The organism is Acetobacter conturbans, assembly GCF_011516755.1.
GTDB lineage: Bacteria > Pseudomonadota > Alphaproteobacteria > Acetobacterales > Acetobacteraceae > Acetobacter > Acetobacter conturbans.
Window position 1 is genome coordinate 1 of sequence record NZ_WOSY01000021.1, and the last position, 23,934, is coordinate 23,934.

General features: G+C 61.0%; 25 protein-coding genes and 1 pseudogene. 11 read left to right on the plus strand and 15 right to left on the minus strand.

The annotated features are described in order from the left end of the window. From GOB81_RS14830 to GOB81_RS14880, 11 genes and pseudogenes are all read right to left on the minus strand, one after another. Nucleotides 1-273 (minus strand): annotated as a pseudogene (locus GOB81_RS14830) (P-type conjugative transfer protein TrbJ); the annotation flags it as partial. Further along, complete coding sequence (gene trbE, locus GOB81_RS14835) at nucleotides 270-2,702, minus strand: conjugal transfer protein TrbE (RefSeq protein WP_010667263.1); 2,433 nt, start codon at nucleotides 2,700-2,702, stop codon at nucleotides 270-272. The gene trbE and the pseudogene GOB81_RS14830, both read right to left, overlap by 4 nt. 13 nt (nucleotides 2,703-2,715) lie before the next feature. Continuing rightward, a complete protein-coding gene (locus GOB81_RS14840) occupies nucleotides 2,716-2,991 on the minus strand; it encodes a VirB3 family type IV secretion system protein (protein WP_010667264.1) in 276 nt (91 codons plus the stop codon). Continuing rightward, entirely contained in the window at nucleotides 2,991-3,323 is a 333-nt protein-coding gene (locus GOB81_RS14845; protein WP_018308108.1) for a TrbC/VirB2 family protein, read from the minus strand. Before GOB81_RS14845 ends, GOB81_RS14840 begins: the two co-directional genes overlap by 1 nt. Nucleotides 3,324-3,325: 2 nt before the next feature. Beyond that, nucleotides 3,326-4,249, minus strand: coding sequence for a P-type conjugative transfer ATPase TrbB (gene trbB / locus GOB81_RS14850; protein ID WP_018308109.1), 924 nt, complete (start codon nucleotides 4,247-4,249; stop codon nucleotides 3,326-3,328). Between the two features lie 194 nt (nucleotides 4,250-4,443). Beyond that, on the minus strand, nucleotides 4,444-4,890 hold the full coding sequence (locus GOB81_RS14855; protein ID WP_026200111.1) for a hypothetical protein: 447 nt from the start codon (nucleotides 4,888-4,890) through the stop codon (nucleotides 4,444-4,446). Nucleotides 4,891-4,897: 7 nt separating this feature from the next. Next, nucleotides 4,898-6,889 carry a conjugal transfer protein TraG gene (locus tag GOB81_RS14860; protein WP_010666656.1) on the minus strand — a complete coding sequence of 664 codons (1,992 nt, stop codon included), beginning with the start codon at nucleotides 6,887-6,889 and terminating at the stop codon, nucleotides 4,898-4,900. A 1,270-nt stretch (nucleotides 6,890-8,159) separates the two neighbouring features. Further along, a complete protein-coding gene (locus GOB81_RS14865) occupies nucleotides 8,160-11,216 on the minus strand; it encodes an efflux RND transporter permease subunit (protein WP_018308110.1) in 3,057 nt (1,018 codons plus the stop codon). Between the two features lie 2 nt (nucleotides 11,217-11,218). Then, on the minus strand, nucleotides 11,219-12,343 hold the full coding sequence (locus GOB81_RS14870) for an efflux RND transporter periplasmic adaptor subunit (RefSeq protein ID WP_031941421.1): 1,125 nt from the start codon (nucleotides 12,341-12,343) through the stop codon (nucleotides 11,219-11,221). A 35-nt stretch (nucleotides 12,344-12,378) separates the two neighbouring features. Next, on the minus strand, nucleotides 12,379-13,593 hold the full coding sequence (locus tag GOB81_RS14875) for a TolC family protein (protein WP_010666082.1): 1,215 nt from the start codon (nucleotides 13,591-13,593) through the stop codon (nucleotides 12,379-12,381). A 78-nt stretch (nucleotides 13,594-13,671) separates the two neighbouring features. After that, nucleotides 13,672-15,831 (minus strand): heavy metal translocating P-type ATPase, encoded by a 2,160-nt coding sequence (locus GOB81_RS14880; RefSeq protein WP_010666083.1) that lies wholly within the window; start codon nucleotides 15,829-15,831, stop codon nucleotides 13,672-13,674. Between the two features lie 75 nt (nucleotides 15,832-15,906). Between GOB81_RS14880 and GOB81_RS14885 the strand changes: the two genes are divergently transcribed. The 3 genes from GOB81_RS14885 to GOB81_RS14895 all read left to right on the plus strand — a co-directional run bounded on the left by GOB81_RS14885 (nucleotide 15,907) and on the right by GOB81_RS14895 (nucleotide 18,014). Beyond that, on the plus strand, nucleotides 15,907-16,350 hold the full coding sequence (locus GOB81_RS14885) for a MerR family transcriptional regulator (protein WP_010666084.1): 444 nt from the start codon (nucleotides 15,907-15,909) through the stop codon (nucleotides 16,348-16,350). Nucleotides 16,351-16,400: 50 nt separating this feature from the next. After that, entirely contained in the window at nucleotides 16,401-17,327 is a 927-nt protein-coding gene (locus GOB81_RS14890) for a cation diffusion facilitator family transporter (protein ID WP_018308112.1), read from the plus strand. Nucleotides 17,328-17,681: 354 nt separating this feature from the next. Further along, nucleotides 17,682-18,014 (plus strand): YnfA family protein, encoded by a 333-nt coding sequence (locus GOB81_RS14895; RefSeq protein ID WP_010667498.1) that lies wholly within the window; start codon nucleotides 17,682-17,684, stop codon nucleotides 18,012-18,014. 10 nt (nucleotides 18,015-18,024) lie between these two features. Here GOB81_RS14895 and GOB81_RS14900 read toward each other — a convergent pair whose 3' ends face one another. Together GOB81_RS14900 and GOB81_RS14905 are read right to left on the minus strand one after the other, a co-directional pair. Further along, a complete protein-coding gene (locus tag GOB81_RS14900; protein WP_010667497.1) occupies nucleotides 18,025-18,630 on the minus strand; it encodes a cation transporter in 606 nt (201 codons plus the stop codon). Between the two features lie 61 nt (nucleotides 18,631-18,691). Then, nucleotides 18,692-19,141 (minus strand): MerR family transcriptional regulator, encoded by a 450-nt coding sequence (locus GOB81_RS14905; protein ID WP_010667496.1) that lies wholly within the window; start codon nucleotides 19,139-19,141, stop codon nucleotides 18,692-18,694. Between the two features lie 105 nt (nucleotides 19,142-19,246). Between GOB81_RS14905 and GOB81_RS14910 the strand changes: the two genes are divergently transcribed. Further along, nucleotides 19,247-19,624 (plus strand): hypothetical protein, encoded by a 378-nt coding sequence (locus tag GOB81_RS14910; RefSeq protein WP_010667495.1) that lies wholly within the window; start codon nucleotides 19,247-19,249, stop codon nucleotides 19,622-19,624. Further along, on the plus strand, nucleotides 19,621-19,977 hold the full coding sequence (locus GOB81_RS14915) for a hypothetical protein (RefSeq protein ID WP_010667494.1): 357 nt from the start codon (nucleotides 19,621-19,623) through the stop codon (nucleotides 19,975-19,977). The genes GOB81_RS14910 and GOB81_RS14915 overlap by 4 nt, the downstream gene beginning before the upstream one ends. A 67-nt stretch (nucleotides 19,978-20,044) precedes the next feature. Here GOB81_RS14915 and GOB81_RS14920 read toward each other — a convergent pair whose 3' ends face one another. Further along, the gene (locus tag GOB81_RS14920; RefSeq protein WP_018308113.1) at nucleotides 20,045-20,467 is read right to left on the minus strand and encodes a MerR family transcriptional regulator; all 423 of its coding nucleotides are present in this window, start codon (nucleotides 20,465-20,467) and stop codon (nucleotides 20,045-20,047) included. A 76-nt stretch (nucleotides 20,468-20,543) separates the two neighbouring features. Between GOB81_RS14920 and GOB81_RS14925 the strand changes: the two genes are divergently transcribed. The 3 genes from GOB81_RS14925 (at nucleotide 20,544) to GOB81_RS14930 (ending at nucleotide 22,451) form a co-directional block, all read left to right on the plus strand. Then, entirely contained in the window at nucleotides 20,544-20,969 is a 426-nt protein-coding gene (locus GOB81_RS14925; protein WP_231367962.1) for a hypothetical protein, read from the plus strand. After that, nucleotides 20,966-21,190, plus strand: coding sequence for a GDCCVxC domain-containing (seleno)protein (locus tag GOB81_RS17915; protein WP_035979039.1), 225 nt, complete (start codon nucleotides 20,966-20,968; stop codon nucleotides 21,188-21,190). The genes GOB81_RS14925 and GOB81_RS17915 overlap by 4 nt, the downstream gene beginning before the upstream one ends. Before the next feature lie 211 nt (nucleotides 21,191-21,401). Next, nucleotides 21,402-22,451: a DMT family transporter gene (locus GOB81_RS14930; protein WP_010667673.1), complete on the plus strand. Its 1,050-nt coding sequence runs from the start codon at nucleotides 21,402-21,404 to the stop codon at nucleotides 22,449-22,451. Here the strand turns inward: GOB81_RS14930 and GOB81_RS14935 are convergent. Continuing rightward, nucleotides 22,445-22,624: a MerR family DNA-binding protein gene (locus tag GOB81_RS14935; protein ID WP_010667674.1), complete on the minus strand. Its 180-nt coding sequence runs from the start codon at nucleotides 22,622-22,624 to the stop codon at nucleotides 22,445-22,447. The two genes, GOB81_RS14930 and GOB81_RS14935, sit on opposite strands and share 7 nt — an antisense overlap. Nucleotides 22,625-22,639: 15 nt before the next feature. On the opposite strand from GOB81_RS14935, the gene GOB81_RS14940 reads away from it, so the two are divergent. From GOB81_RS14940 to GOB81_RS14950, 3 genes are all read left to right on the plus strand, one after another. Continuing rightward, nucleotides 22,640-22,903, plus strand: coding sequence for an SHOCT domain-containing protein (locus GOB81_RS14940; RefSeq protein ID WP_231367963.1), 264 nt, complete (start codon nucleotides 22,640-22,642; stop codon nucleotides 22,901-22,903). 123 nt (nucleotides 22,904-23,026) lie between these two features. Continuing rightward, entirely contained in the window at nucleotides 23,027-23,386 is a 360-nt protein-coding gene (locus tag GOB81_RS14945) for a hypothetical protein (RefSeq protein WP_010667676.1), read from the plus strand. Nucleotides 23,387-23,523: 137 nt separating this feature from the next. After that, nucleotides 23,524-23,934: a FixH family protein gene (locus GOB81_RS14950; protein ID WP_010667677.1), complete on the plus strand. Its 411-nt coding sequence runs from the start codon at nucleotides 23,524-23,526 to the stop codon at nucleotides 23,932-23,934.

Sequence of the window (23,934 nt, forward strand, 5' to 3'; positions counted from 1 at the left end):
CGTCGACAGTGTCGAAAGTGGTAGGCTCGCCAGATTGCGACCTTGGTTGACCAGCATCTGCGCCTGATTGGCCAGTGACGTGATCTGGTTGTCGATCTGCTGGAGCGTGCGGGCCGCGATCAGCACGTTCTGGACGTGGTTGGCGCCGTCATAGACCGCCCATTGGGCATGGGCTGACACGACTGGCATGACAAAAGCCAGAGCAGCGCCGAAGACCACGGCACATCCGGGGCGGAAATCTTTTGCCCGAATACGGAAAGGTTCTTCCGTCATGGCATCGCTCCTTCCCGAAGAAGATCGGCCGCCCACATGACGCCACGCGCCTCGAACCAGGCTGGGAGAAAGCCGGCCCGCCCATGTTCCACCAGCATCGCGTCGATCAGCCGGTGGTCGTCCTTGCCGGAGGCGGCGCACAGGGCGAGTGCCACCGGCCCGAGCCCCAGTTCGAAGAGGCGATTTCCCCGCTGGGTCTGGCAGTAATATTCCCGCTTCGACGCCGCGCGGGCGATAATGGCGATCTGTCGGTCGTTCAGCCCAAAATCGCGGTAGATGGCCGCGATCTGCGGCTCAATGGCCCGTTCATTGGGCAGGAAGATCCGCGTCGGGCAACTTTCCACCACAGCCGGGGCAATGCGGGAATTGGCGATGTCCGACAGGGACTGGGTGGCGAAAATCACCGACGCATTCTTCTTGCGCAGGGTTTTCAGCCACTCCCGAAGCTGGCCAGCAAAGTCCCCGTCATCCAGAACCAGCCAGCCCTCATCAATGACCAGCAGGGTCGGACGGCCATCCAGCCGTCCTTCGATCCGATGAAACAGGTAGGACAACACGGACGATGCCGCCCCGGACCCGATCAGCCCTTCCGTTTCAAACACCACGACATCGGCGTCACCCAGCCGCTCGGTGTCCGCATCCAGCAGGCGGCCATAGGGACCACCCAGGCAATATGCCGCCATTGCCTGCTTCAGGGCGTTGGACTGGAGAAGTGCTACCATACCTGACAGGGTCCGCTCCTGAACGGGCGACGACGCCAGGGAGTTCAGCGCCGACCAGAGGTGAGACTTCACCTCGGGGGTCAGCGTTACCCCTTCACCGACAAGGATCTGCCCCAGCCATTCCGTGGCCCATTTGCGCTCGTCGGGATCGTCAATCCTTGCCAGCGGCTGAAGGGAGACGGCGGAATGCCCATCGCCCTCGTCCGTCAGCCCGCCTCCAAGATCGTGCCAGTCCCCGTCCATCGCCATCGTCGCCGCACGCATGGACCCGCCGAAATCGAAGGCGAAAATCTGCGATCCCGCATAACGCCGAAACTGGAGCGCCATCAGCGCCAGCAGCACGGATTTGCCCGCCCCTGTTGGTCCTGCGATCAGCGTGTGGCCAACATCGCCGACATGAAGGCTGAACCGGAATGGTGTGGCGCCCGCCGTCCTGCCGTAGAACAGCGGTGCTGCCTTGAAATGCCCGTCCTGCTCCGGCCCTGCCCAGACGGCCGACAGCGGAATCATATGCGCCAGATTCAGCGTCGAGACCGGGGGCTGACGAACATTGGCGTAGACATGGCCGGGCAGCGAACCCAGCCATGCCTCCACCGCGTTGAGGCTTTCCGTCATGCAGGTGAAATCGCGGCCCTGGATGATCTTCTCAACCAGCCGAAGCTTTTCGGCCGCGATGGAGGCGGAACCGTCCCAGACCGTGATGGTCGCGGTAAGATACGCCTGTCCGACATCGTCGGCACCGAGGGACTGCAAGGCCAAGTCAGCATCGGCAGCCTTATTGGCAGCGTCGTTGTCCACGAGAACGGATGCCTCGTTGGTCATCACCTCCCGGACAATGGCTGCGATGCTCTTACGCTTTGCAAACCACTGCCGGCGGATCTTCGTCAGCACCTTGGTGGCGTCGGTCTTGTCGAGCAGGATGGCACGGGTTGACCAGCGATAGGGCATCGCCAGCCGGTTCAGGTCATCCAGGATTCCGGGAAAGGTCCGCGACGGGAAACCGGTGATCGTCAGCGTTTTCAGGAAGGCATCGCCGAGTTTCGGCTCCAACCCGCCCGAAAGCGGCTGATCGACCAGCAGCGCGTCAAGATGCATCGGGATTTCCGGCACCCGGACACGCTGGTTCCGCGTCGAAATGGTCGAATGTAAATAGGTCAGCGTTTCACCGTCATTGAGCCAGGTGGCCTCGGGCATGAAACCGTCCAGCAACGCCAGCATCCGGTCGGAGCGATCCACGAACGCATGGAGTATGCCGTGTGGGTCCGGCCCTTCGCGCTCCCTGCCCTCGAACAGGAACCGGGCAGCCCGGTCGGACGATTCCGCCGGTGGCAGCCAGACCAGGGTCAGGAAATACCGGCTCTCGAAATGCGCGCCCTCATCCTCGAACTGCTCACGCCGTTCCAGATCGACCATGTGCGAGGCGGCATCCGGGAAATCGCTCTCGGGATAGAGTGTGGCCGGGACGCGCTGCGCCTCGACGAACACCGCCCATCCGGAGCCCAGACGGCGGAGATTACTGTTGAGCCGTGCGGTGACACCGACCAGTTCGGCAGGCGTGGCGCTATCCATATCGGGACCACGGATGCGCGCCGTGCGCTGGAAGCTGCCGTCCTTGTTCAGGACGACGCCTTTCTCCACGAGCGCGGCCCATGGGAGAAAATCCGACAGGAGGGCGGCGCGATTGCGATATTCGCCAAGGGACATCATCGCCCTGCCCTCCCTACGCCCGCAGCCAGGCGGGGTAACGGAGATGTCGCCGCCCGACCTCGATGAACAGCGGATCACGCTTCGCCCCCCAGACCGCGAGCCCGTGGCCCACGATCCAGAATGCGGCTCCGATCAGCCAGAGCCGCAGGCCCAGCGCGATCGCGGCGGCCAGCGTGCCATTGGCGATGGCGACGGCACGGGGCGCACCACCCAGCAGGATGGGATCGGTCAGCGAGCGATGCACCGGGACATGGAACCCCGGCAACGCGTCATCGTCATATCCCGCCATCAGATCAGTGCTCCGCCGGAGAACGAGAAGAACGACAGGAAGAACGAGCTGGCGGCGAAAGCGATGGACAGGCCGAAGACGATCTGGATCAGGCGGCGGAACCCACCCGATGTTTCCCCGAACGCCAGGGTCAGACCCGTGACCGTGATGATGATCACCGAGATGATCTTGGCGACCGGTCCCTGCACGGATTCCAGAATCTGGTTGAGCGGCTCCTCCCACGGCATGTCGGAGCCCGACGCCAGGGCCGAGGAGCACCATGCGATGGACAGCAGCAGCATGGTGGAGAGGACAGGCGCGTGCCGACGCACACGGAACAGCGTGAGGTTCATTTCTAATCTCCATCGGTATCGATTGAATGAATGCGATAGGCACCAGTGCCGGGATCAATCCCGTCCACGGTGGCGAGTTCGGACAGGCGACGGGCCGTCCCGCGTCCAGACAGGACAGCGATCACGTCAATGGTTTCCGCGATCATGGCGCGTGGCACCGTGACCACCGCTTCCTGGATCAGTTGTTCCAGACGATACAGGGCAGCCAGCACCGATCCGGCGTGCAGCGTGCCGATACCGCCCGGATGGCCAGTACCCCATGCCTTGACCAGATCAAGGGCCTCGGCCCCACGTACCTCACCGATGGGGATACGGTCGGGACGCAGGCGGAGACCGGACCGGACGAGATCCGACAGGGTGATGACGCCCTCACGGGTGCGCAGGGCGATGAGATTGGGCGCCGTGCATTGCAGTTCGCGCGTGTCCTCGATCAGCACGATGCGATCGCCGGTTTTCGCAACCTCGGCCAGGAGGGCATTGACCAGCGTGGTCTTGCCCGTCGATGTGCCGCCCGCGACCAGAATGTTCCTCCGTTCCGTGACAGCGCGGCGCAGGAATGCCGCCTCGTCCGTTGTCATGATCGCGGCCTCGACATAGTCGTCGAGGGTGAACACGGCGACAGCGGGCTTGCGGATCGCGAAACTTGGGGCGGTCACAACGGGCGGCAGCAATCCCTCAAACCGTTCGCCAGTCGGCAATTCCGCCGATACGCGCGGGGCTGCCTCATGCACCTCCGCCCCGACATGGTGTGCGACCAGGCGGACGATGCGCTCGGCATCGGCTGGTGCAATCACATCACCCGTATCAGCCAGCCCCTCAGACAGACGGTCGACCCACAGCCGCCCATCGGGGTTGAGCATCAGCTCGACCACAGCCGCATCGGCAAGGTGCCCGGCGATCGCAGGCCCCATCGCCGTACGCAGCATGGAAATGCTCCGTACCCTTGCCCCTTGGTTGATGGCGGAAACCGACATGATCTTCCCCGGTATAAGCCGAGCGCGATGGGCGCACGGCGACGGGGATCATTAGGAAAGGCAGGAAACGGGGCGGTTCAACAAGAATTCAGGCGTCGTAGAAACGCAGCGAGACGGAGGGCAAAAATACTTGCGGGGTGCGAAAATTACGACTCCGGATCATCCTGTGCGGCGGGGTCCGAAACGTCCTCCGGAATTTCCTGCTGGAGTCGTGGTCCCTGAGCCAGCCTGCGGCCGAGGGCCGCGACGAAATTATCGTAGCGCGCTCCGGCTTGTGCCCGCGCTGCCTTGGCGGCCGGTTCGGGAAGTGGCGGGGTCGTGGTCAGCCAAAAGCGGATGAACAGCGCCAGGGTCTCCACCGTGATGCCAATATCACGCTCCAGCCGCGCGAGGCGCCGGTCCTGCCGGTCGAGACGCTTCGATGTGGCAGCCTCGCGGCGCTCCTCGCCATCGGGCGAAAGGAAGGAGGCGACAGCGGCCTCGACGATCAGCGACATCGGCTGCGCGCGTCGCGCGGCATAGGCGGACAGAGTCTTCATCACCTCGGGATCGAGATAGACGGAGATCTGGGCCTTCTTTTTCGGCATTGCCATTGCGGCCTCACAACTCAAGCTCATCGCCACGGTCGAGCGACGCCTGCCGGGCGACACCGCGCATGAGATCATTCATCCGGTTGTTGCGGGGCGCGATGTCGTCGAATTCATCGACCGGATCGGGCGTGAACTCGTTCTCCATCGGCTCCTTTTTCTCGACAGTGCCTTCGTCCAGTTCGGGCTGATGGCGCCGGGCGGACTGCTTCGGGTCTTCTTCCTCGTCCTCCACTGTCCGCGTTTCGGCCGCCGCATCGGGTGCCGGCGGCCTGGGTGGGAGGGGGCGGCGGCTCCAGTCGTCCGGGCACCCGTCCTTCGGGGGCGTAGGCTTTGGCGGTGGCAGAATGCGTTCCTGGAAGCGCGCATCCTCGAAGTAACGGGCCTTCTTCGCACGGATCGGATACAGCCCGGAGACCATGACGATCTCGTCCGCTGGCGGGAGCTGCATGACTTCTCCCGCCGTCAGCAGCGGGCGTGCCGTCTCCGAGCGCGAAACCATCAGATGGCCCAGCCAAGGCGAAAGACGGTGGCCCGCGTAGTTCTTCATCGCCTTCATCTCGGTGGCGGTTCCGAGCGCGTCGGAGACACGTTTGGCCGTCCGTTCGTCGTTGGTGGCGAAGCTCACGCGGACATGGCAGTTGTCGAGGATCGAATTGTTCGGCCCGTAGGCCCGCTCGATCTGGTTGAGGGACTGGGCGATCAGGAAGCTCTTGATCCGGTAGCCCGCCATGAAGGCCAGCGCCGATTCAAAGAAATCCAGACGCCCGAGGGCCGGGAATTCGTCGAGCATCAGCAGCACACGCCGCCGCCGCGCCGCAGCATCAAGATCTTCTGTCAGCCTCCGGCCGATCTGGTTCAGCACCAGACGGATCAGCGGCTTGGTGCGGCTGATGTCAGACGGTGGCACGGTAAGGTAGAGCGTCACCGGGCGATCGGCGCCGACGATGTCGGCGATCCGCCATTCGCAGCGCCGCGTCACCTCCGCGACCACCGGGTCGCGATAGAGGCCGAGGAAGGACATGGCTGTGGACAACACGCCCGAGCGCTCGTTGGGGGACTTGTTCAGCAGTTCGCGCGCGGCCGAGGCCACGACGGGATGCGGGCCGGCATCGCCAAGATGCTTCGTCCGCATCATCGCTGACAGCGTGGTGGCGATCGGGCGCTTCGGGTCCGACAGGAAATTGGCGACACCGGCCAGAGTCTTGTCGGGCTCGGCATAGAGGACATGCAGGATGGCGCCGACGAGAAGGGAGTGCGAAGTCTTCTCCCAGTGGTTGCGCTTCTCCAGGCTGCCTTCCGGGTCTACGAGGATATCGGCGACGTTCTGGGCATCACGGACTTCCCACTCCCCGCGCCGAATCTCCAGCAAAGGATTATAGGCGGACGAGGCTGCGTTGGTGGGATCGAACAACACGACACGTCCGAAACGGGCGCGGAATCCCGCCGTCAGCTCCCAGTTCTCACCCTTGATGTCGTGGACGATGGCCGAACCGGGCCAGGTCAGGAGCGTGGGGATGACCATGCCGACACCCTTGCCGCTGCGCGTTGGTGCGAAGGTCAGGACGTGCTCTGGCCCGTCATGCCGCAGGTACTCTTGACGATAGCGGCCTAGTACCACGCCGTCGGGGTCAAGTAGGCCGGCCTGGGCGATCTCCTTGGCGTCAGCCCAACGGGCCGAGCCATATGTCTCGATCCGCTTCGCCTCGCGCGCGCGCCAGACCGATAGCCCGATCGCAGTGACCGCAGCCAGGATGCCGCCCGACGCGGCGATATAGGCACCCCGTGCGAAGACCTCCGGCGCATAGGCGTCATACGCATACCACCACCAGAAGAACGCGGGCGGAAAGTAGAATGGGAACCGCAGGATTACGAACCAGGGTCGCCCGAGTTCAGCCTGGAAGGCCAGCTTCCAAGCGATCCATTCGGTCGCAGTCCACATGGTCAGCAGGACGATCGCCAAGACGACGATGATCTGCCCCCAAAGAATCTTGGTGCCCGACATCGGGAGCCCTCCCTTTTAGAGGAGGAAGGAACGGCGGATTCCTGCGTTCAAGTGCTTTTAAGCGTTGTTCGCAGCCGGGCAAACCAGAGCGAAAAAATACTTGCGCTGTGCGGACAAGGTCCGCCCAGCCGATCCTGGGACACACCGGTAGCAGGCGATTCGGAGATAGGGCTGAGCTTCAAAATTACGGTGACGGCAATGACAATGAGGAATGGACGATCGGCAGCGCAGCCTGCATCGGATGGAAAATATGTTAAAAAGAATAGGAATTATAGGAAATATAGAGACATGGAATTTCTTTTTAGAAGAATGGCAGAGTATAGGAACTTCTGAATACAGTGTTGGTCAAAGCAGAGAATGCTACGACTTCATTAATCAATACTCGCTTCATCTCCAAACTTTTTGCCGAGTTGACGGATATGCATCGCGAAGGTGCAGCGCGCACGCGCGCTTACGTAAGGGTGACATGGGGATATCCCATGTGCTATCCTGAAATCAGCGTGTCGAAACGCTTTTTTGCAACTGGGCGGCCTCCTATGTCGGGTGGCCTGCCGAATAGAACACCCGGACCTACGGTCCTGCGGTGAACAGCTTTGGCTGTTCTCAGCAGGGGAATAGGCAGGAGGTGGCTACGCCCAGTGCAAAACACCTTTCGACCCGCCCGACGCCAGGCGGGTACGGGGAGTCACGCCCTCAATTCGCTTCCGTCGTCGTCATGTCGTGCGAGACGGAGAGCGGATTTGGCGATAGAAAACGATGACGAAACTTCCGATAAGTGTTCTGCGTCAGACATGGCAGACGCCTTGATCCGATCCTTCGGATGGAGTGGAGCGCGGAACAAAGCGCATACGCATGTCTTGCGATGTGTTGACGCGGGTCAGAGCGACAGCGCGCAATTCTGGATGAATGTACGAAATATCGTGGATCACCTCATGACGTTGGGGCCGCAGGACCGTGACTTAATTCACTGATCGGTCATGGAAGGTATTCGGAGATGGACATCGAGTCTGAGGACCAGATCGTCAAATTCTGGATAAAACAGCATTTTCGTGCGCGGTTTGGTAGCATTATCAATGAGCCCGTTCCTGATGCACTTCTAGGTCTTCTTCGTGAATCGAACGAGTGTACAGACTTTGAAATTCCTGATGATCGGCCGCATCCTAACCGACCGACATCCACCGCACAGGAAGGTTAGTGTGGGATGCAAACGCCATGGTTGGCGGCAACGGTGAAATGAAGTAGTCACAAAAGGCTCGTATGTCCTCTGAATTCAGCGCTTCCGAAACAGGCTAGCATAAAGGGTTGGTAGAACAAGCAAAGTGAGCAGGGTCGATGTCACAAGACCTCCAATCACAACAGTCGCAAGCGGCCGCTCGACCTCCGCGCCCATGCTTCCCGAAAACGCCATCGGGAAGAAGCCCAGACTAGCGACGCTTGCGGTCGCGATGACAGGCCGGAATCGGGCGCGTGCTGCCTCGAATGCCGCCGTTGCCGCATCAATGCCGGCTTCCTGAAGCGCGCGGATCTGACTTACAAGAACGACGCCATTGAGAATGGCCACACCAAACAGCGCAATGAAACCGATGCTGGCAGCAATACTAAACGGCAACCCACGCAAGGTCAGTGCGAAAATTCCTCCCGTCGCTGCTATAGGGAGATTGATGAATACCAGGGAGGCCGCCCTGAATGATCCTAATGCTGCAATCAGGAGCGCAAATATCAACAAGAGAGCGATGGGTAGAACCAGACCCAGACGTTGCATTGCCGATTTCAGGTTCTCGAACTGTCCGGCCCATTCAAGACGATAGCCTGACGGGAGTCTGACCTTCTCCGCAACCGCTTTTTGCGCCGCTGCGACAAAGGAACTGACGTCCCGCCCCCGGACATTGGCCTGAACAATGACGCGCCTATGAATACGGTCCCGATCAATCCGGGAAGGGCCGTCTATCACCTGTAGTTTCGCAATATCCGACAGCAAGACCCACCCTTGTCCGTCCAACCTGCGCACGGGCAGATTTCCGATCATCGAAACTGACAGGGTCGAAGTCGGATCAAGGCGGATCTGAGTTGGTATGATCGCGTTGCCCACAACAACAGGTTTTCCGATCAATCCACCGATAGCCGTGATCTGGGCAAGAGCGTCGGACACGGCCACCCCACGTCTGGCTGCGGCATCCCGATTGATGTCGATATGCATGAAGGGCACTGTTCCGTCGCCCTGTGGGGCAACATCCGCAGCCCCCGGAACCGCCGCCACGGCTGAGGTCACTTCATCGGCCAGTTTCGCCAGTTCCTCCAAGTCATCGCCATAAACGGAGATAGCTATTTGAGTGCGAACACCTGAGAGCAATTCATCCATTCGCATCTGGATCGGCTGTGACCATTCGTAATTGGCACTGGGGAGCTTCGCCTTGAGGGTGTCGGCCATCGCCTGAACCAACTGATCCTGGGTCCGCCCGGTCTTCCACTGCGAGAGGGGCTTCAGAATGATGAAACTGTCTGACTCGTTGGGGCCCATAGGATCTGTCGGAACAGCCGGTGTGCCAATATTTGTTACCACCGTCTGAACTTCAGGGAACGAACGGATGATTCGTTCCTGTTTCCCGATTTCATCAATGACGGTAGGCAGTGAGGCGCTCGGCCAGCGCGTGACCGTTGTCGTCAGGGAGCCTTCTTCCAGCGTCGGTACAAACTCCCCACCCAACCGCGTGGCCAGGCCAACCGAAACGAGGAACACAGAGATCGTGACGATGATCACTGTCCTGCTATGCTTTTCGCTCCAGGCCAGCATCGGCTCGTAATAGCGTCGCACAAACTGCACGAACCTCGTCTCCTGGTGAGACTTCGGATCACGCAGGAGTACTGCTGCAAGGACGGGGATGCAAATGAAGCAGTAAATCAGTGATGCCAGCAACGCCATGGCGACGGTCTGCGCCATGGGGCGGAACATCTTGCCCTCGATATCTTCCAGAGTGAGGATCGGCAGGTAGACCATAATGATCACGAAAATCGAAAATGTCACCGGCCTGACGACAGACTTCGCCGCTTCAATAGCTGTGTCCCGCATGGAACGCTTTGTGCCTTCAGCCTCCCTCAACGTCATGAAGTGCTCGACGACAACGAGAGAGCTGTCGACAATCATACCGAAATCAATTGCGCCGAGGCTCAGCAGGTTGGCCGAGACCCCGAAAACCCTCATGCCGATGAAGGCTGACAACAGCGCGGCGGGGATGGCGGAGGCAATGACCAGCGACGCGCGCCAGTCACCCAGAACCACGATAAGAACGACAAGCACCAGAGCCGCGCCGATCAGGAGATTTTCCTTGACGGTGGAAATGGTTTCTCCCGTTAGCGTCGAGCGCATATAGTAGGGGTCAAGCGTCACGCCGGCTGGCAACAACTTCTGGATACCAGGAAGTGCTTTGCGGATATTTGCAAGAACGGCATTCGAGCTTGCTCCGTCCTGCATCATTACCGCGCTCAGGACGATCTCTCCGTTTCCGTCCCGGGTCGCCGCGCCGAGGCGCGTCCGCGGACCCAGTGCGATACTCCCCACGTCCTGGACCCGGATGACATGCCCGTTCCGGCCGATTCTGACCGGGATCAGACCGAAATCATTCAGGTCGCCGACCAGGGCACGGCCAACAATCACCTGCTGCTCGGCCTGGTGGGCAATCCAGCCACCACCAGCCGAGGCGTTATTACGGTCAACTGCCTGATAGACGTCTGTCACCGTGACTCCGTAGGTACGCAGCCGAAGCGGGTCGAGCGTGACCTGAAAGGTCTGTTCCGCGCCACCATTGATATTGACCTCGGCCACGCCCGCTAGAAGTCTCAGTTCAGGCGCGACCGTCCAGTGCATGATGCGGTTGAGGTCCATGAGCGAATAGCCAGGTCCGCGGATCTGGAACTGCATGATCTCGCCCATGCCGGTCGTCCGCGGCCCCATCTGAACGCTGACACCCGGAACGGCGACACTCTCACGAGCGGCCGGCAGACGTTCGGCGACACGTGCGCGGTCCAAGTCGATGTCTGTCGCATCGTCGAATTGTAGATAGACCGCAGATACACCCGTCCTTGATACCGAGCGCAAATCAATGAGACCCGGAAGAGCAGTCAGACTGGTCTCGACCGGAAAGGTAATCAACTTTTCGACTTCCTCGGTCGCAAGCCCGGGAGCAGTAACCGTCACCATGACCTGGCGGGGTGAAATGTCGGGAACAGGCTCGACAGGAAGCCCTTCGACACAGGCCAGTCCGGTTATCGGGAGGGCAAAAATCAGACCGAAAACAAAAAAGCGTTGCTTCTGGAAGAATTCAAAGAGCATTTTCAGTCTCCATCGAGACCGGACAGAAGCGCCATCGCCTTGAGCGTAAAGCTCCCCTTTGCGACGATAGTGTCATCAGGCTTGAGATCTCCGGACACCACGCTCTGCTCTGGCCCTTCGAGGAGCACACGAACGGGAACAGGTTGAAACGTATCGGCGCCGGTCTGCCGGTACACCACCATATGCCCGTCGACATTCTGCGGGGCGGCGGACGGCACGATCAGACCGCTGGCCTGCTCCTGCGCAGGAAGCCAGGCATTGAGCTGGGTGCCGGGCCGGAATCTCCGACGCGGATCCGAAAATGTCGCGACAACCTTCACCAGCCCAGTTTCGGGATCGGCAGTACCTTCAATGGTCTGAACCTTTGCCATCGCGGCTTGCGCGGGATCGGCTCCCACGGGCATGAACGTCATCTCAGTGCCAATTGAAATGTCTGATGCATCTTCGGGGCGGACGTTAGCCACGACCCATACGGTTTCCAGACTCGTAATCCTGATTACGACGTCTGTGGGCGAAATATCATTATCGACAGCCGTACCGACCTGTTCGACCATGCCATCAACCGGCGCGATCAGGACCGAATTTTCGAAGTCCACGATCCGTTCCGTTGGCGAGGTGAATTCTTCCTCAAGACGATGGGTCAGGGTTTTGACCGCAGCGTCCTGAAAGTGGACAGCGTTCTGCGCCTCGTGCATCACGGCAAGGCGACGCGACACTTCGCCCGCGGAGACTGTGGCCCCGGCCAATGACTTACCACGACGGTACGCCAGTGCAGTATCAGCGAGGTTGGCCTGGGCGCTGGCCAGACTAGCTTTCGCCTGGGCAAGCTGGAGATCGACGACATGCAATGAGTGATCAATATAGGAGACGAGCGTCTGGCCGACGGTGACTTGCTGGCCGGGCAGGACGGAGACCGCGCGGACTTTGCCATCGCCTGCCGGCCGTATGGACACGGAACGCGCGATGTTCTCCGTTACACTCGCCATCGCCTGAATTCGGGGTCTTACGGAGCCTTTTTTAACCTTGACGGTTTCAAGACCCTCGGCCTGCCGGGCTTCTGCATCCATGGTCACGGTCTGCTGCCACCCCTCTGTTTCTTCCGCCAAAGCCAGGTGAGGTAAAGCCACGAATAGGGCTGCGACAACGAGGATACAGGTCGATCTCATGGTATGTACCCCAAGGCGATAACAGTTCTGACGATCGCAATGCGATGATCGATTTCGGCCTGGCTGAAGGTCAGCAGGGCGTTATAGGCATCCATGCGGGCACGAAGCGCCTCTATGAGTGATGTTTCACCGGATCGCCACGACCGCTCCATGGCGTCCGCGCGCACAAGCATCTCGTGCGCGGCCTGAGCCGTACTGACGATCGAGGCCGATGTGTTTTTCAGATGTGCCTGGACGCGCGCCATCTCGGCCCTGACGGTCCTCTGGGTGGCGATCTCCTGCCGGATGGCGGTGGAAAGCGCACTCTGAGCGGCCGTTCTCACGGGAACCGATGTGACGTCACTTGGGATCGGCATCCTGAGACTGACCCCAACCTGCGTGTCCCATGGCGAACCGTACTGGCCCTGATTGATCACGCCGACGCCGATTTCCGGATTGGGCATATAACTGTGAGCGGCAAGATGATCCTGTTCCGTGGCGACCGTGACGCTCTGGTGAGCCGCACGCACGCGCGGGTCGTTCGCCTCGCTCCATGGCCGCGCGGTCGCTCGCAGGAATAGCGGCCAGTGCGTGTCGATTTCCGACAGACCGGCTTTCGTCGGATGGCCGGTCAGAATATCCAGATTGGCCTGGCCGGCCTCGACTTCCTCGTCGATGGCATTGCGATCGCTTTCCGAAAGAGCGATCCGCGCATCCACCGCCTGCTGTTCCGCCGATGTGCTTTCTCCTGCATGGCTCGATGCCCGCACGGCCCTGGCCATGCGTCGCAACGCAGCCAGTGTGGAATCCATGGCAGATCGCCGTCGCTCGGCGAGCAGGACAGCCCCGATGGCATCCGTGGCACGAATGGCCACCGCCATATGGGCGACATCCTTCTGTACTACAGCGGCCTGTGCATCGGCTTCAGCCACATGCTCAGTTGCCGTTCCTTGTCCTGGCAGCCAGAGAGGAACGGAGAGACCCACCTGTGTCGTGCGGTACGCATAGTTACGGCCGCTGGGTCTGTCGTCATAATATTGAGCATCGACCGATGGCCCACCTGCGAACCAGGATTTCGCGGCACGCTGGCGTTTCTTTGCCCCAGCTTCCTGAGTCGCGAGATCATTCTGGGCAGGATCATTCGTCCATGCTGCTGCGATGACATCATGCAAGGTGGCGGGAATCGCTGTCGTATCGTCGGCTGTGGCCACGCCACCCGACACCAAAGCCATTGCGAGGCTCGCCGCCACAGATTTCCACCGACACCGAACACAACACACGGACATTCGACTGAAAATTCTCATAATATTTTACGATGTTGCATCGAGGCTGCGGGAGCGCAGCAGCCTCAGCGCGTTGAGGGTGACGAGAACGGTTGCCCCGGTATCGGCCGCAATGGCGATCCAGAGCCCTGTCAGCCCCGCGATGGTGGCAATCAGGAACACTCCTTTCAGCCCAAGAGCGATCGAGACATTTTGACGAACATTTCGCATGGTCGAACGGGCGAGGCGGATCAGCGCTGGAATATCGGAGACTCTGTTCCGCAGGATGGCGGCGTCGGCTGCCTCCAGGGCAACATCGGTCCCCGAGCCGATTGCGACCCCGACAGTTGCCTGTTTGAGTGCAGGCGCGTCGTTGATGCCATCTCCGACCATCATAACACCGCCCTGCGCGGCCAGAGCCCGTATTTCGGCCAACTTCTGCTCCGGCAGCAGTTCGGCCTTGTAATGCGCCCCCAGCATTGAGGCGATCGCGGCGGCTGTCCGGCTATTGTCGCCCGTCAGGATGACCGGCGTAATACCGAGGTTGCGTAACTGGCGCATGGCTTCTGCCGCGTCCGCGCGCGGCTCGTCACGGAGGGCAATCAACGCGAGTGCCTTGTCACCATACAAGACGGCAACGGTTTTTCCTTCCGCCTCAAGTTCGGTGGCACGTGCGGTGTCAGTAGCTGACAACGCGCCGTCGCGTACCGCCTGAAGGGGGCTGGAGATCGTGAAATCCATTCCGTCAATGCGGCCTGTCACCCCTCTTCCGGGAATTGCCCTGCTCTCCTGTGCAACGGGAATGTCGATACCCGGCCCGTTACTCTGGGCTCGGCGCAGGATAGCCTGGGCCAATGGATGGCTGGACGCGCCTTCAACGGCGGCGGCGACAGCAAGAACCTGAGTTTCGGGCAAGCTGTCCAGCACGATGATGTCGGTGACGTCAGGCCGTCCCAGTGTGAGGGTTCCAGTCTTGTCGAGTGCGACTGTCTTCACCCGCGCAGTGGCCTCGATGACCGCTCCTCCCTTGATGAGCAGCCCGTTATGTGCCCCCAGGGCCAGCGCGGACGCTATGGCTGCGGGAACCGATATGACGAGCGCGCAGGGGCAACCAATCAGCAGAAGGGACAACCCGCGATAAACCCAGACCGACCAAGCCTGAGCAAACGCCAGTGGGGGAAGGCATACGACGACCGCCGAAAGCACGACGATCGTCGGCATGTACCAACGGCTGAAGCGGTCGATGAACCGTTGAGTCGGTGCGCGTGCCTCCTCGGCCTGCTCTACAAGATGGATGATGCGGGAGATGGTGTTGTCCGCCGCAGTGCGGGTCACGCGAACCCGCAACGCAGCTTCCGTGTTGACCGAGCCGGCGAAGACGGCATCCGTCGGCCCACGCGACACTGGCACGCTCTCACCAGTGACCGGACTTTCATCAATGCCACTTACGCCGGAAATAATCTCTCCATCCGCCGGAATGCGGTCTCCCGGCCGGACCAGGACCACATCGCCTAGTCGGAGTTCGACAGCAGGAACCTCCCGGATACCGGCAGTGTCTTCGCGCAAGGCGATTTTCGGTACCAACGCTCCGAGCGCGCGGATACCATCACGGGCATGACTGACGGCAACGCCCTCAAGGAGTTCCCCGACCGCGAAGAGGAAGACGACGAGTGCAGCCTCCTGGGCCGCGCCGATAAATAGCGCACCGATCGCCGCGATCATCATCAGGGCTTCGATGGAAAACGGCTGAGCAACCCGGAGCGAGGCTAAGGCGCGGCGGGCAACCGGAAAAAGCCCTACCAGGCAGGCCCCGACAAATGGCCAGGGTTTCATCTCGTTTGGTGCGATCAGGCTGATACCCCAGGCCAGCACCAACAAAATACCGGTCGTGACAACAAGTCGTCCCTTTCCGGTTTTATACCAGGGCGTATCAGGCGCGCCGGCGTCATTCGTCGCATCCTGAGCAAATACAATGTCAGCTACAGTGGCAGGATTGAGGCGCCGGATACCATATCCCAGGCTCCTGACCATCTCTTCGACTTTGGTCACGGAAATCGCATTCTCATCCATGGTCAGTCGCAGTTTCTGAGACACCAGGGAAATCTCTACATTCTGGACGCCTGCGATTTGACCAAGCGCGCCCTTCACCTTGCTGACACAAGCAGCACAGTCCATGCCCGTGACATCCCACTCGCGCCTGTCCGGCATCCGGATTCTCCTGTTCACCCAGCAGCGAATCCGTTATCTACTTCCTCTAGTCGCTAGAGGTTCAAGGGGGCTTTTATGTTCAGTATCGGAAAATTATCCGGGTCAACTGGCGTCAAGGTGCCGACCATCCGCTATTACGAGCAGATCGGCATCCTTGAGGAGCCCGACCGAAGTGAAGGAGGGCAGCGTGTCTATGGAGAGGAAGCAAAAGAGCGCCTGAGTTTTATTCGCCATGCGCGGGAACTTGGATTTTCACTAGATGAAATCCGTGAATTACTAGATCTTGCTGACGATCCCAATCAAAACTGTATGGCCGCATATGAGATAGCAAAACGCCAATTGATCGAGGTCAGGAACCGTATTGCCCGCCTGACGGCTCTCCAGGGCGAATTGCAACGCATGTTGGATCAGTGTTCATGCAACACAATCGGGACCTGTCGGATCATTCAGGTCCTGAGCGATCATTCTTTATGCACGTCAGAACATCTCGGCACGGAGGCAGGGTGCAAAGCGTCGTAAACAAATCATCGAGTATCGCAAACGGGTCGCAGCATGCAGGAGTAGTCCCCATGAACCGCACCATAAAGACCGCATGGGGCACACTTGCCGTCAGTCTGGTCGTTCTGGCCCTGAAGCTTGCCGCCTACTGGATGACGGGCAGCATCGCGCTTTACTCGGATGCGCTGGAAACAATCGTCAATGTAGCGGCCGCCGTCGGCGCGCTTATCGCCCTGTGGGTCAGCGCACAACCCGCAGACGCAAACCATCCCTATGGCCACCAGAAAGCGGAATATCTGAGCGCGATCATCGAGGGTGGCCTCGTGCTCGCAACGGCAATTCTGATCTTCCAGGAAGCCTGGATCGGCTGGCAGCACCCGAAAGCACCGGACACGCCGCTTCTGGGCTTGGCCCTGAATGGCAGCGCCGGGGTTATAAACCTGTTCTGGGCGCTGCTACTGATCCGCAATGGCAAGCAGTGGAAGTCGCCCGCGCTCGTCGCGGGCGGCCGGCACATCCTGACGGACGTCTGGACGACCATTGCGGTCCTGATCGCTTTTGCGCTGATCCCGGTGACTGGTTGGCTCCGGCTTGACCCGGCCATCGGCGGCCTGGTCGCAGTCAATATCCTTTGGGCAGGTTATGGTGTCGTGCGGGAAGCCGTCGCCGGGCTGATGGATGAAGTCTCCGATCCCGAATTGATTTCACGCCTGGACCGGACGATCGCAGGGAATGCATCAGGGGCGATCGAAGCCCACGACGTGCGGGCGCGTGTCGCGGGCAACACGACATTCATTGAATTTCATCTCGTGGTCCCGACGGGGATGACCGTCGGCAGGGCGCATGAGATCTGCGACCACATCGAGCACGCACTCAGGACACAGCTCGGGCAGGCTGTGATCAACATTCACATCGAGCCCGAGGAGAAGGCGAAGCATGGCGACGTCATCATTCTGGACCGACACGCACACGTCAAAAATCGCGAAGAACTGATTTAGCCGCAGCAGGACTTTCGCTCGGCCTGAACCGCCGGGCGCGGAGCCGCTCCGTGATCCGCAGCGTATCCACTCCAAAGCCGCGTTTGCCAAACCTTGTGGTGTCTGCCCCGTGGCGGCATCGAACTGGCCACCTCTAAATGGGTCAATTGGATCAATAATCGTTGCCTTCTGTCATCCATTGGAAACATCCCGCCAGAAGTGGCTGAGGCACGTTTCCATGCACAACAGAAATCGCATGCATTGGCCGCTTAAACCGGATAGAAAACGTCTCCGAAAACCCGGGGCCATTCAAATGGCGGGATATGGTGATCGTGGAGTGGCTGCTTCACGATCCTGACTGGAAAGTATGTAACAGTGGGGTTTGTGCTACCTTTCATCATCTATGTCGTCGCGGGTTTTGCAGAGATCGGCGGATGCTTCGCCTTCTGGAGCTGGCTCCGGCTGGGGCGTTCGCCGCTGGTTCTCGTTCCGGGCATGGTGTCGCTGGTCCTGTTCGCCTTTCTGCTGACCCGTATCGATACGGATACGGCGGGGCGGGCCTATGCAGCCTATGGCGGCGTCTACATCACCGCCTCGCTCATGTGGATGCGACTGGTCGAGGGGCGCACCCCGGACCGGTGGGAGATTGTTGGTGCCCTAGTGTGCCTCGGCGGGGCCAGCCTGATCCTGTTCGCGCCCCGGACGTAAATTGAGGGGGCTATGCTGCCGCGCGGTGCTCATTGCGCGCGGCCTGCCAGACTTCGCGGGCGGCGTCGGCGTTCATCGCGGCGATACCGAGCCCGACAAGTAGGTCCGGCCATGCGGCGTGCCACAGAAAGGCCGTGACCAGGCCTGCGACGATGATCGCGATATTGGCCAGCACGTCGTTGCGCGCCGACAGGAAGGCAGCGCGCGTCAGACTGCCTGCATGATAGCGATAGCGGGTCAGCATGAGCGCACAGGAGAAATTTACCACAAGCGCCCCCAATCCTGTCACCGACAGGACGAGCGGCTGGGGCGGTGTCGGAAGATTGAATTTTTGCCATGCGGTCCAGAGCGTCGCGAGCGCCGGAACCAGCAGGATAGCGGCAAGGGCCATTCCGACCCGCGCCCGGCTGCGCGCCGTCCAGCCGAGTGCCGCTACGATCAGGAAATTGACGGAGGCGTCTTCCAGGAAATCGACGCTATCCGCGAACAGGGAGACCGAGCCGATGGCAAGCGCTACCGTGAATTCGATGCCAAAATAGGCAAGATTCAGAAGTCCCACGAGAGAGATGACCCGTCGCAGGGTGCCGGCCATGTCGTTCGGTGGTGTGGAATTCATCGTTTTTATCTCTTTCGTTCTATCAGGTTTCTCCCATCCGAAGATGGATTATAGGCGAAGATCAGACCGCACTTTCGCAGCATGCGCGGTTCCCCGCCGGCTCGATGGTGGCAAGTTCGTCAAGAATCACGCACTCGGAGCCGGGACCGCCGGCGCATTGTGCGTCGCAGGTCGCGACGAACCCGGCGATGCTTTTCTCGAGCGCCTTCAATTCGCGCAACTTCGCCCGGACGTCCATCAGGTGAGTATGCGCGAGGTCGCGGGCTTCCGCACAGGATCGCGTACGGTCCTGTACCAATTCGACCAATGCCCGAACCTGATCGATCGAAAAGCCAAACGCCCGGCAGCGCCGAATGAAGGTAAGCCGTCGAACATCGTCTTCAGCATAACGCCGCTGATTGCCTTCCTGTCGTTCCGGACGTGGAAGCAGGCCGATCTCTTCATAATAGCGGATCGTGGGGGCATTGGTACGGGTGCGCTCGGCCAACTCGCCGATCTTGTATCCGGGCATGGGGGGAAACTCGCGTAAAAAATATCTTGAACCTCAAGTTACTTGAACTCGTAAACAAGCGCCAGACCGTCACGCGAACGGGCGGAACGGCATCGAAGTAGTATCGTGACGAAGCCAAACGAGCCTGCCCCACTTGCCTGCACACTGGAGAACAGCGATCTGGCGAGGCGGCTGGAGTGGATCGCCAGTCTCAACGCCAGGGCGCTTCGGTCAGCGCACCGAGATGGTCTTCATCTCGTGCTGGATTATGATCCTGCCGCACGGGACGATATCGCGCGTATGGTCGAAGGCGAACGAACCTGTTGCGCGTTCCTCGCGTTTGACATCGCTGAACGTATGGATGCGCTGACTCTGACGATTACTGCCCCGGAGTATGCGCGTGAGGCTGCGGAAACGCTGCTTGAGCAGTTTGCGTCGCGCAGTCAGCCAGCAACCGCGCCGATGAAAAAGACCTGCGGGTGCGCGGCGGAGTGCGGCGCATGAGCGAGGCGAGCGCATCGGGAAACAAGGCGGCCAGCGCGGTTGCCATGACGGCGTCCAGTGCGGCGCTGGCCTGCGGCGTGTGCTGCGTCGTGCCGCTCGCGCTGCCGGCCGCGATCCTCGGGTCAGTAGGCGGTATTCTCGCCTGGTTCGCCAACGCCTATCGCTGGCTGACGCCGGTCGCGATCCTGGCGGTTGCTGTCGGTTGGTTCTGGGTGGGTTATCAGGCGTACCGGACAGGACACAGGCCTGGCTGGCAGACGCTCGGCATCATGGGGTTCGCCACGATCATGGGGTGTCTTGCATGGCTCTGGCCACGGATCGAGCCGGTGGCGATTGGGTTCTTGCGCGGGTAGCCTGCCGCGGATCGGACGCCATTATTGGACCCACGCCAAGACCTTAACCGCCTCCCGGAACGATACGTCACGGGTTGGGCGTGCTTCCGATCGCAGAGGCACCCAGCATATCGAGCACCGGGCAAGTCAGGGCCTCCGACTCACGGCATTGTTCGATGCTTGTTGTCAGGAGCGATGCGAGCCGTTGCAGGTCGGAGATCTTGCTCTGGATGTCGCCCAGATGAGCTATGGCGAGTGTTCTGACCTCGTCGCAGGAGGGTAGGCCGGGTTCTGCCAAGGCGAGCAGGGTTCTGATTTCCTCGATGTCGAAACCAAGATCCCGCGCGCGTCGGACGAATGACAGGCGCCTGACATCCTCGGCCCGATAATGGCGATAGCCATTACGCGCCCTTCGCGGCGCGGGAATGAGGCCGATGCGCTCATAGTAGCGCACCGTCTCCAGATGAACGCCGGTTTCCGATGCCAGCTTGCCGATCGTGATGGCGACCATGCGTCACTCCTGCTCTTGAGTCCGTAGCCACTACGGGGTGTAGCATGAAGCGCGACGCAATGGGAAAGTGACGATCATGGATGAGACGGCGGACCTGCCTCAACGAACATCACGTAGCCGCATGGGCATGGAAAGAGGTGGAGTCCTGTGTGTCGCGGGCGGTATGGCCGCCGGTGTGGGTGCGCTGATCGCGTCGTCCTGCTGCCTCATTCCGCTCGCCTTCGCTTCTCTGGGCGCCGGTGCGGGGGTTTTCAGTGTTCTGTCGAGACTTGCGCCATGGCGCGTGCCATTGATTGCGCTGGCGGTCGCGGCGCTGGTCAGCGCCTGGGCGCTCAATCGGCGGCAGGCCAGGGTCTGTTGTGCGGGTGTGGAAAGTGGGTCTATCCGGCGACGCATCGGGGTTATCCAGATGCTATCCTTTGCCACCGCGCTCATCGTGCTGGCGGCATTGGTGTGGCCACGCCTGGAACCCGTCCTGCTCAGGAGCCTGTCTGTAAGATGATTCGGCCTGCCTCGCTTCTGACCTGTCCCGCATGTGGCCAGCAATCACTGGAAACCATGCCGACCGATGCCTGCCAGTTCTTTTACGATTGCCCGCATTGTGGCGTCGTCTTGAAACCGAAGCCGGGGGATTGCTGCGTCTTCTGCTCCTATGGCGACGTTCCTTGCCCGCCGGTTCAGGAACATGGGCGACTGGCATGCTGCGGAGACGGTTCGACATAGACCTGGGGCGGCAGCGGCGATGAAGTAATGGTGTCGTCCTGGCCAGTAATGTGACGATCGCCGTTTGACGGTGCGGTCCATGCATCGTGTATCCATTTGGAAAACCGGCACGTTATCATCAAAATCGAAGCGTAGAGCGCGGGCGGTAGTCTGCTCATCGCTTGCAGCGGGGCCCATTCTCGATTGAGCCACCGTGCGGTAGGATCGGGCCATGAACCGCATTGGCATCCTTTTCGCATTATTGTCCGCGATCCTGTTTGGAGCCAGCACACCGTTCGCCAAGCTTCTCCTTGGCTCCGTCGATCCGTGGATGATGGCCGGGCTGCTCTATCTCGGTTCCGGGATCGGTCTGGCGGCGGTGCATCTGTTGCGCTGGATGCGTGGACGCCCCGTTGCGGAAGCGCCGTTGCGGCGTGGGGACTTGCCCTGGTTGGCGTTGGTGATCCTGGCGGGTGGGATTGCCGGCCCATTGCTGTTGATGCTGGGGCTGGCGCGCACCGACGCGGCCAGCGCGTCGCTGTTGCTCAATCTCGAAGGGCTGGCGACGATGGGGATTGCCTGGATCGTATTCCGCGAGAACGTGGACCGGCGGCTTCTGCTGGGCGCCTTCGCCATTCTCTCGGGCGCCGCGTTATTATCATGGCAGGGGCATGCGATGCTTGACCAGGGCGCCCTGTTCATCGCAGCGGCCTGCCTGTGCTGGGGGATCGACAACAACTTGACCGGCAAACTTTCTGCGGCCGATCCGATGCAGATCGCAATGCTCAAGGGGCTGGTCGCAGGGACGGTCAATCTTCTGCTGGCGTTCGGGAGGGGCGGTGTCCTGCCGACTGTCGGGGGACTCGGCGCCGCTGGAGCCGTGGGGTTCATGGGTTACGGGGTGAGCCTTGTCCTGTTCGTGCTGGCCCTGCGCCATCTCGGTGCCGCGCGCACGGGGGCCTATTTCTCGCTTGCGCCGTTCGTCGGCGCGCTGCTGGCGGTTGTGGTGCTCCACGATCCCTTGTCGCTGAGGTTGCTGATCGCCGGCGGCCTGATGGGTTTCGGGTTGTGGCTCCACCTGTCGGAGCGCCACGATCACGAGCATGCGCACGAGGCCATGGAACATGAGCACCGGCATCGCCATGACGAACACCATCAGCATGCGCACGGGCCTGGCGATCCGACGGGCGAACCGCACACGCATCGGCACCGGCACATGCCGATGGTCCATCGGCATCCGCATTATCCCGACCTGCATCATCGGCACGGCCACGCTCACTGACGCGGTGCCAACGCCTCAATGATACGGCAGTCGGCGACGGTGCCATGGTGGCATTGCCCGATCATCGCGACCAGTTCCCGACGCAGGGCCTGCAAGTCACGCATCTTGCCGTCGATCTCCGCCAGATGCGTGCGGGCGATGACGTCGTTCTTCGCGACGTGCGGGGAACGCATCCGGGAATGCCCTTCTTGGCATTGAAAACAGTCGGGACAATGCCAACGTCGTCATGGTTCGTGCGGATCGCCATGGCGGGCCGCATCATTGCCTCATGGGAGGCCGTCATGATGACAAACTGCATGCAGGGCATGGGATGGGGCATGGGCCTGTTCGGCCTGCTCACGCTGATCGTGCTCGTGCTCGCGATCGCGGCACTGGTCAAGTATCTGTGGTGCGCGGAGGGATGGAGGACGCGGATCGGCCGAGTCCCTTCCGCAGATCGGACATTCAAGTGAGTTGCCCGGCCTCGCGTGGCGAGGGATGTCCCAGCCCAAACGACCGGCCCAAGAGCGCGGCATGACTTCCGCTCCGTGCATAAGAGATTGCCCCCTTTGCCTGTTTGCGAGATGATGGCCGGTATGCGGTGGTGCTTTCTCCGACGTCTGGTATTCGTTATCGTTGGTCTTGCCTTTATGGGCGCGGCCACCGTGCAGGCTATGCCGCCGCAGAATGCCGAGCAGGCCACGAGCCTGGATGCGGCCATGCCATGCTGTGATGGGTCGGTCTCGATGCATCCCGCCGGAACGACCGCACCGTTCAAGGGCATGACGCCGGAGTGCCTGAAAACCATGCAGTGCCTCGGCGTGCCTGATCGCCCAACGCAGGCCGCGGCGATCGGAAGCCCGGTCCGCTACAGCATGATCGCCTATAGCCTTGCCGAACGTGTTCCTGTCGGCCGCTCGCCCGAGCCGCTTTCCTTCCCTCCCAGAACCGCCTGATCCCACCGGCGCCGTGACGGCGTTGGTTTCCGCACGTCCTGCGTTCAGGAGCGCGCGTATTCGCGCGTCCTGACCGCAACCGGACGTCGATCAGCGCTCTATCCCCGGATTTCCGGGGCGGGAAGGATTCCATTATCATGCGTACATATCTGATCGCGGGTGCGTTGGCGCTCGCCTCCTGCGTCGTCGTGACCGGTGCCTTTGTGTCACCGACATTCGCGGCAGCGACGGATTATCGTTTCGAGGCTGCCGGCAAGCAGGCACATCTGAGCGGTGACAAGGCTGTCATGATCGTGCGGCTTGTGCATGTGCCCGACGGCAAGCCGGTCATGGACGCCGTCATCTTCGAGAGCAAGGCCGACATGAGCCCCATGGGCATGGCGACGATGACCTCGCCCACGACCATCGAGCCGGCGTCAGGCGATGGGCTCTATCGTATCGACCTCGATGCCGGTGCTCCCGGCCCGTGGGCGATCACGCTCGCGGCCAAGGTGCAGGGTGAAACCGAGACGGTGCGCGGTTCCGTTGTTGTCACGCTGGAGAAATAG

What these genes read in the sequence shown, in the direction of transcription:
- GOB81_RS14865 (WP_018308110.1), bottom strand. Translation starts at nt 11,216, where the DNA reads ATGCTCTTTGAATTCTTCCAGAAGCAACGCTTTTTTGTTTTCGGTCTG.
- GOB81_RS14855 (WP_026200111.1), bottom strand. Translation starts at nt 4,890, where the DNA reads ATGGCAATGCCGAAAAAGAAGGCCCAGATCTCCGTCTATCTCGATCCC.
- GOB81_RS14900 (WP_010667497.1), bottom strand. Translation starts at nt 18,630, where the DNA reads ATGAATTCCACACCACCGAACGACATGGCCGGCACCCTGCGACGGGTC.
- GOB81_RS14860 (WP_010666656.1), bottom strand. Translation starts at nt 6,889, where the DNA reads ATGTCGGGCACCAAGATTCTTTGGGGGCAGATCATCGTCGTCTTGGCG.
- GOB81_RS14930 (WP_010667673.1), top strand. Translation starts at nt 21,402, where the DNA reads ATGAACCGCATTGGCATCCTTTTCGCATTATTGTCCGCGATCCTGTTT.
- GOB81_RS14935 (WP_010667674.1), bottom strand. Translation starts at nt 22,624, where the DNA reads ATGCGTTCCCCGCACGTCGCGAAGAACGACGTCATCGCCCGCACGCAT.
- GOB81_RS14920 (WP_018308113.1), bottom strand. Translation starts at nt 20,467, where the DNA reads ATGGTCGCCATCACGATCGGCAAGCTGGCATCGGAAACCGGCGTTCAT.
- GOB81_RS14945 (WP_010667676.1), top strand. Translation starts at nt 23,027, where the DNA reads ATGCGGTGGTGCTTTCTCCGACGTCTGGTATTCGTTATCGTTGGTCTT.
- trbE (WP_010667263.1), bottom strand. Translation starts at nt 2,702, where the DNA reads ATGATGTCCCTTGGCGAATATCGCAATCGCGCCGCCCTCCTGTCGGAT.
- GOB81_RS14875 (WP_010666082.1), bottom strand. Translation starts at nt 13,593, where the DNA reads ATGGCTTTGGTGTCGGGTGGCGTGGCCACAGCCGACGATACGACAGCG.
- GOB81_RS14880 (WP_010666083.1), bottom strand. Translation starts at nt 15,831, where the DNA reads ATGCCGGACAGGCGCGAGTGGGATGTCACGGGCATGGACTGTGCTGCT.
- GOB81_RS14885 (WP_010666084.1), top strand. Translation starts at nt 15,907, where the DNA reads ATGTTCAGTATCGGAAAATTATCCGGGTCAACTGGCGTCAAGGTGCCG.
- GOB81_RS14840 (WP_010667264.1), bottom strand. Translation starts at nt 2,991, where the DNA reads ATGGCGGGATATGACGATGACGCGTTGCCGGGGTTCCATGTCCCGGTG.
- GOB81_RS14915 (WP_010667494.1), top strand. Translation starts at nt 19,621, where the DNA reads ATGAGCGAGGCGAGCGCATCGGGAAACAAGGCGGCCAGCGCGGTTGCC.
- GOB81_RS14925 (WP_231367962.1), top strand. Translation starts at nt 20,544, where the DNA reads ATGGATGAGACGGCGGACCTGCCTCAACGAACATCACGTAGCCGCATG.
- GOB81_RS14845 (WP_018308108.1), bottom strand. Translation starts at nt 3,323, where the DNA reads ATGAACCTCACGCTGTTCCGTGTGCGTCGGCACGCGCCTGTCCTCTCC.
- GOB81_RS14890 (WP_018308112.1), top strand. Translation starts at nt 16,401, where the DNA reads ATGAACCGCACCATAAAGACCGCATGGGGCACACTTGCCGTCAGTCTG.
- GOB81_RS14950 (WP_010667677.1), top strand. Translation starts at nt 23,524, where the DNA reads ATGCGTACATATCTGATCGCGGGTGCGTTGGCGCTCGCCTCCTGCGTC.
- GOB81_RS17915 (WP_035979039.1), top strand. Translation starts at nt 20,966, where the DNA reads ATGATTCGGCCTGCCTCGCTTCTGACCTGTCCCGCATGTGGCCAGCAA.
- trbB (WP_018308109.1), bottom strand. Translation starts at nt 4,249, where the DNA reads ATGCTGCGTACGGCGATGGGGCCTGCGATCGCCGGGCACCTTGCCGAT.
- GOB81_RS14905 (WP_010667496.1), bottom strand. Translation starts at nt 19,141, where the DNA reads ATGCCCGGATACAAGATCGGCGAGTTGGCCGAGCGCACCCGTACCAAT.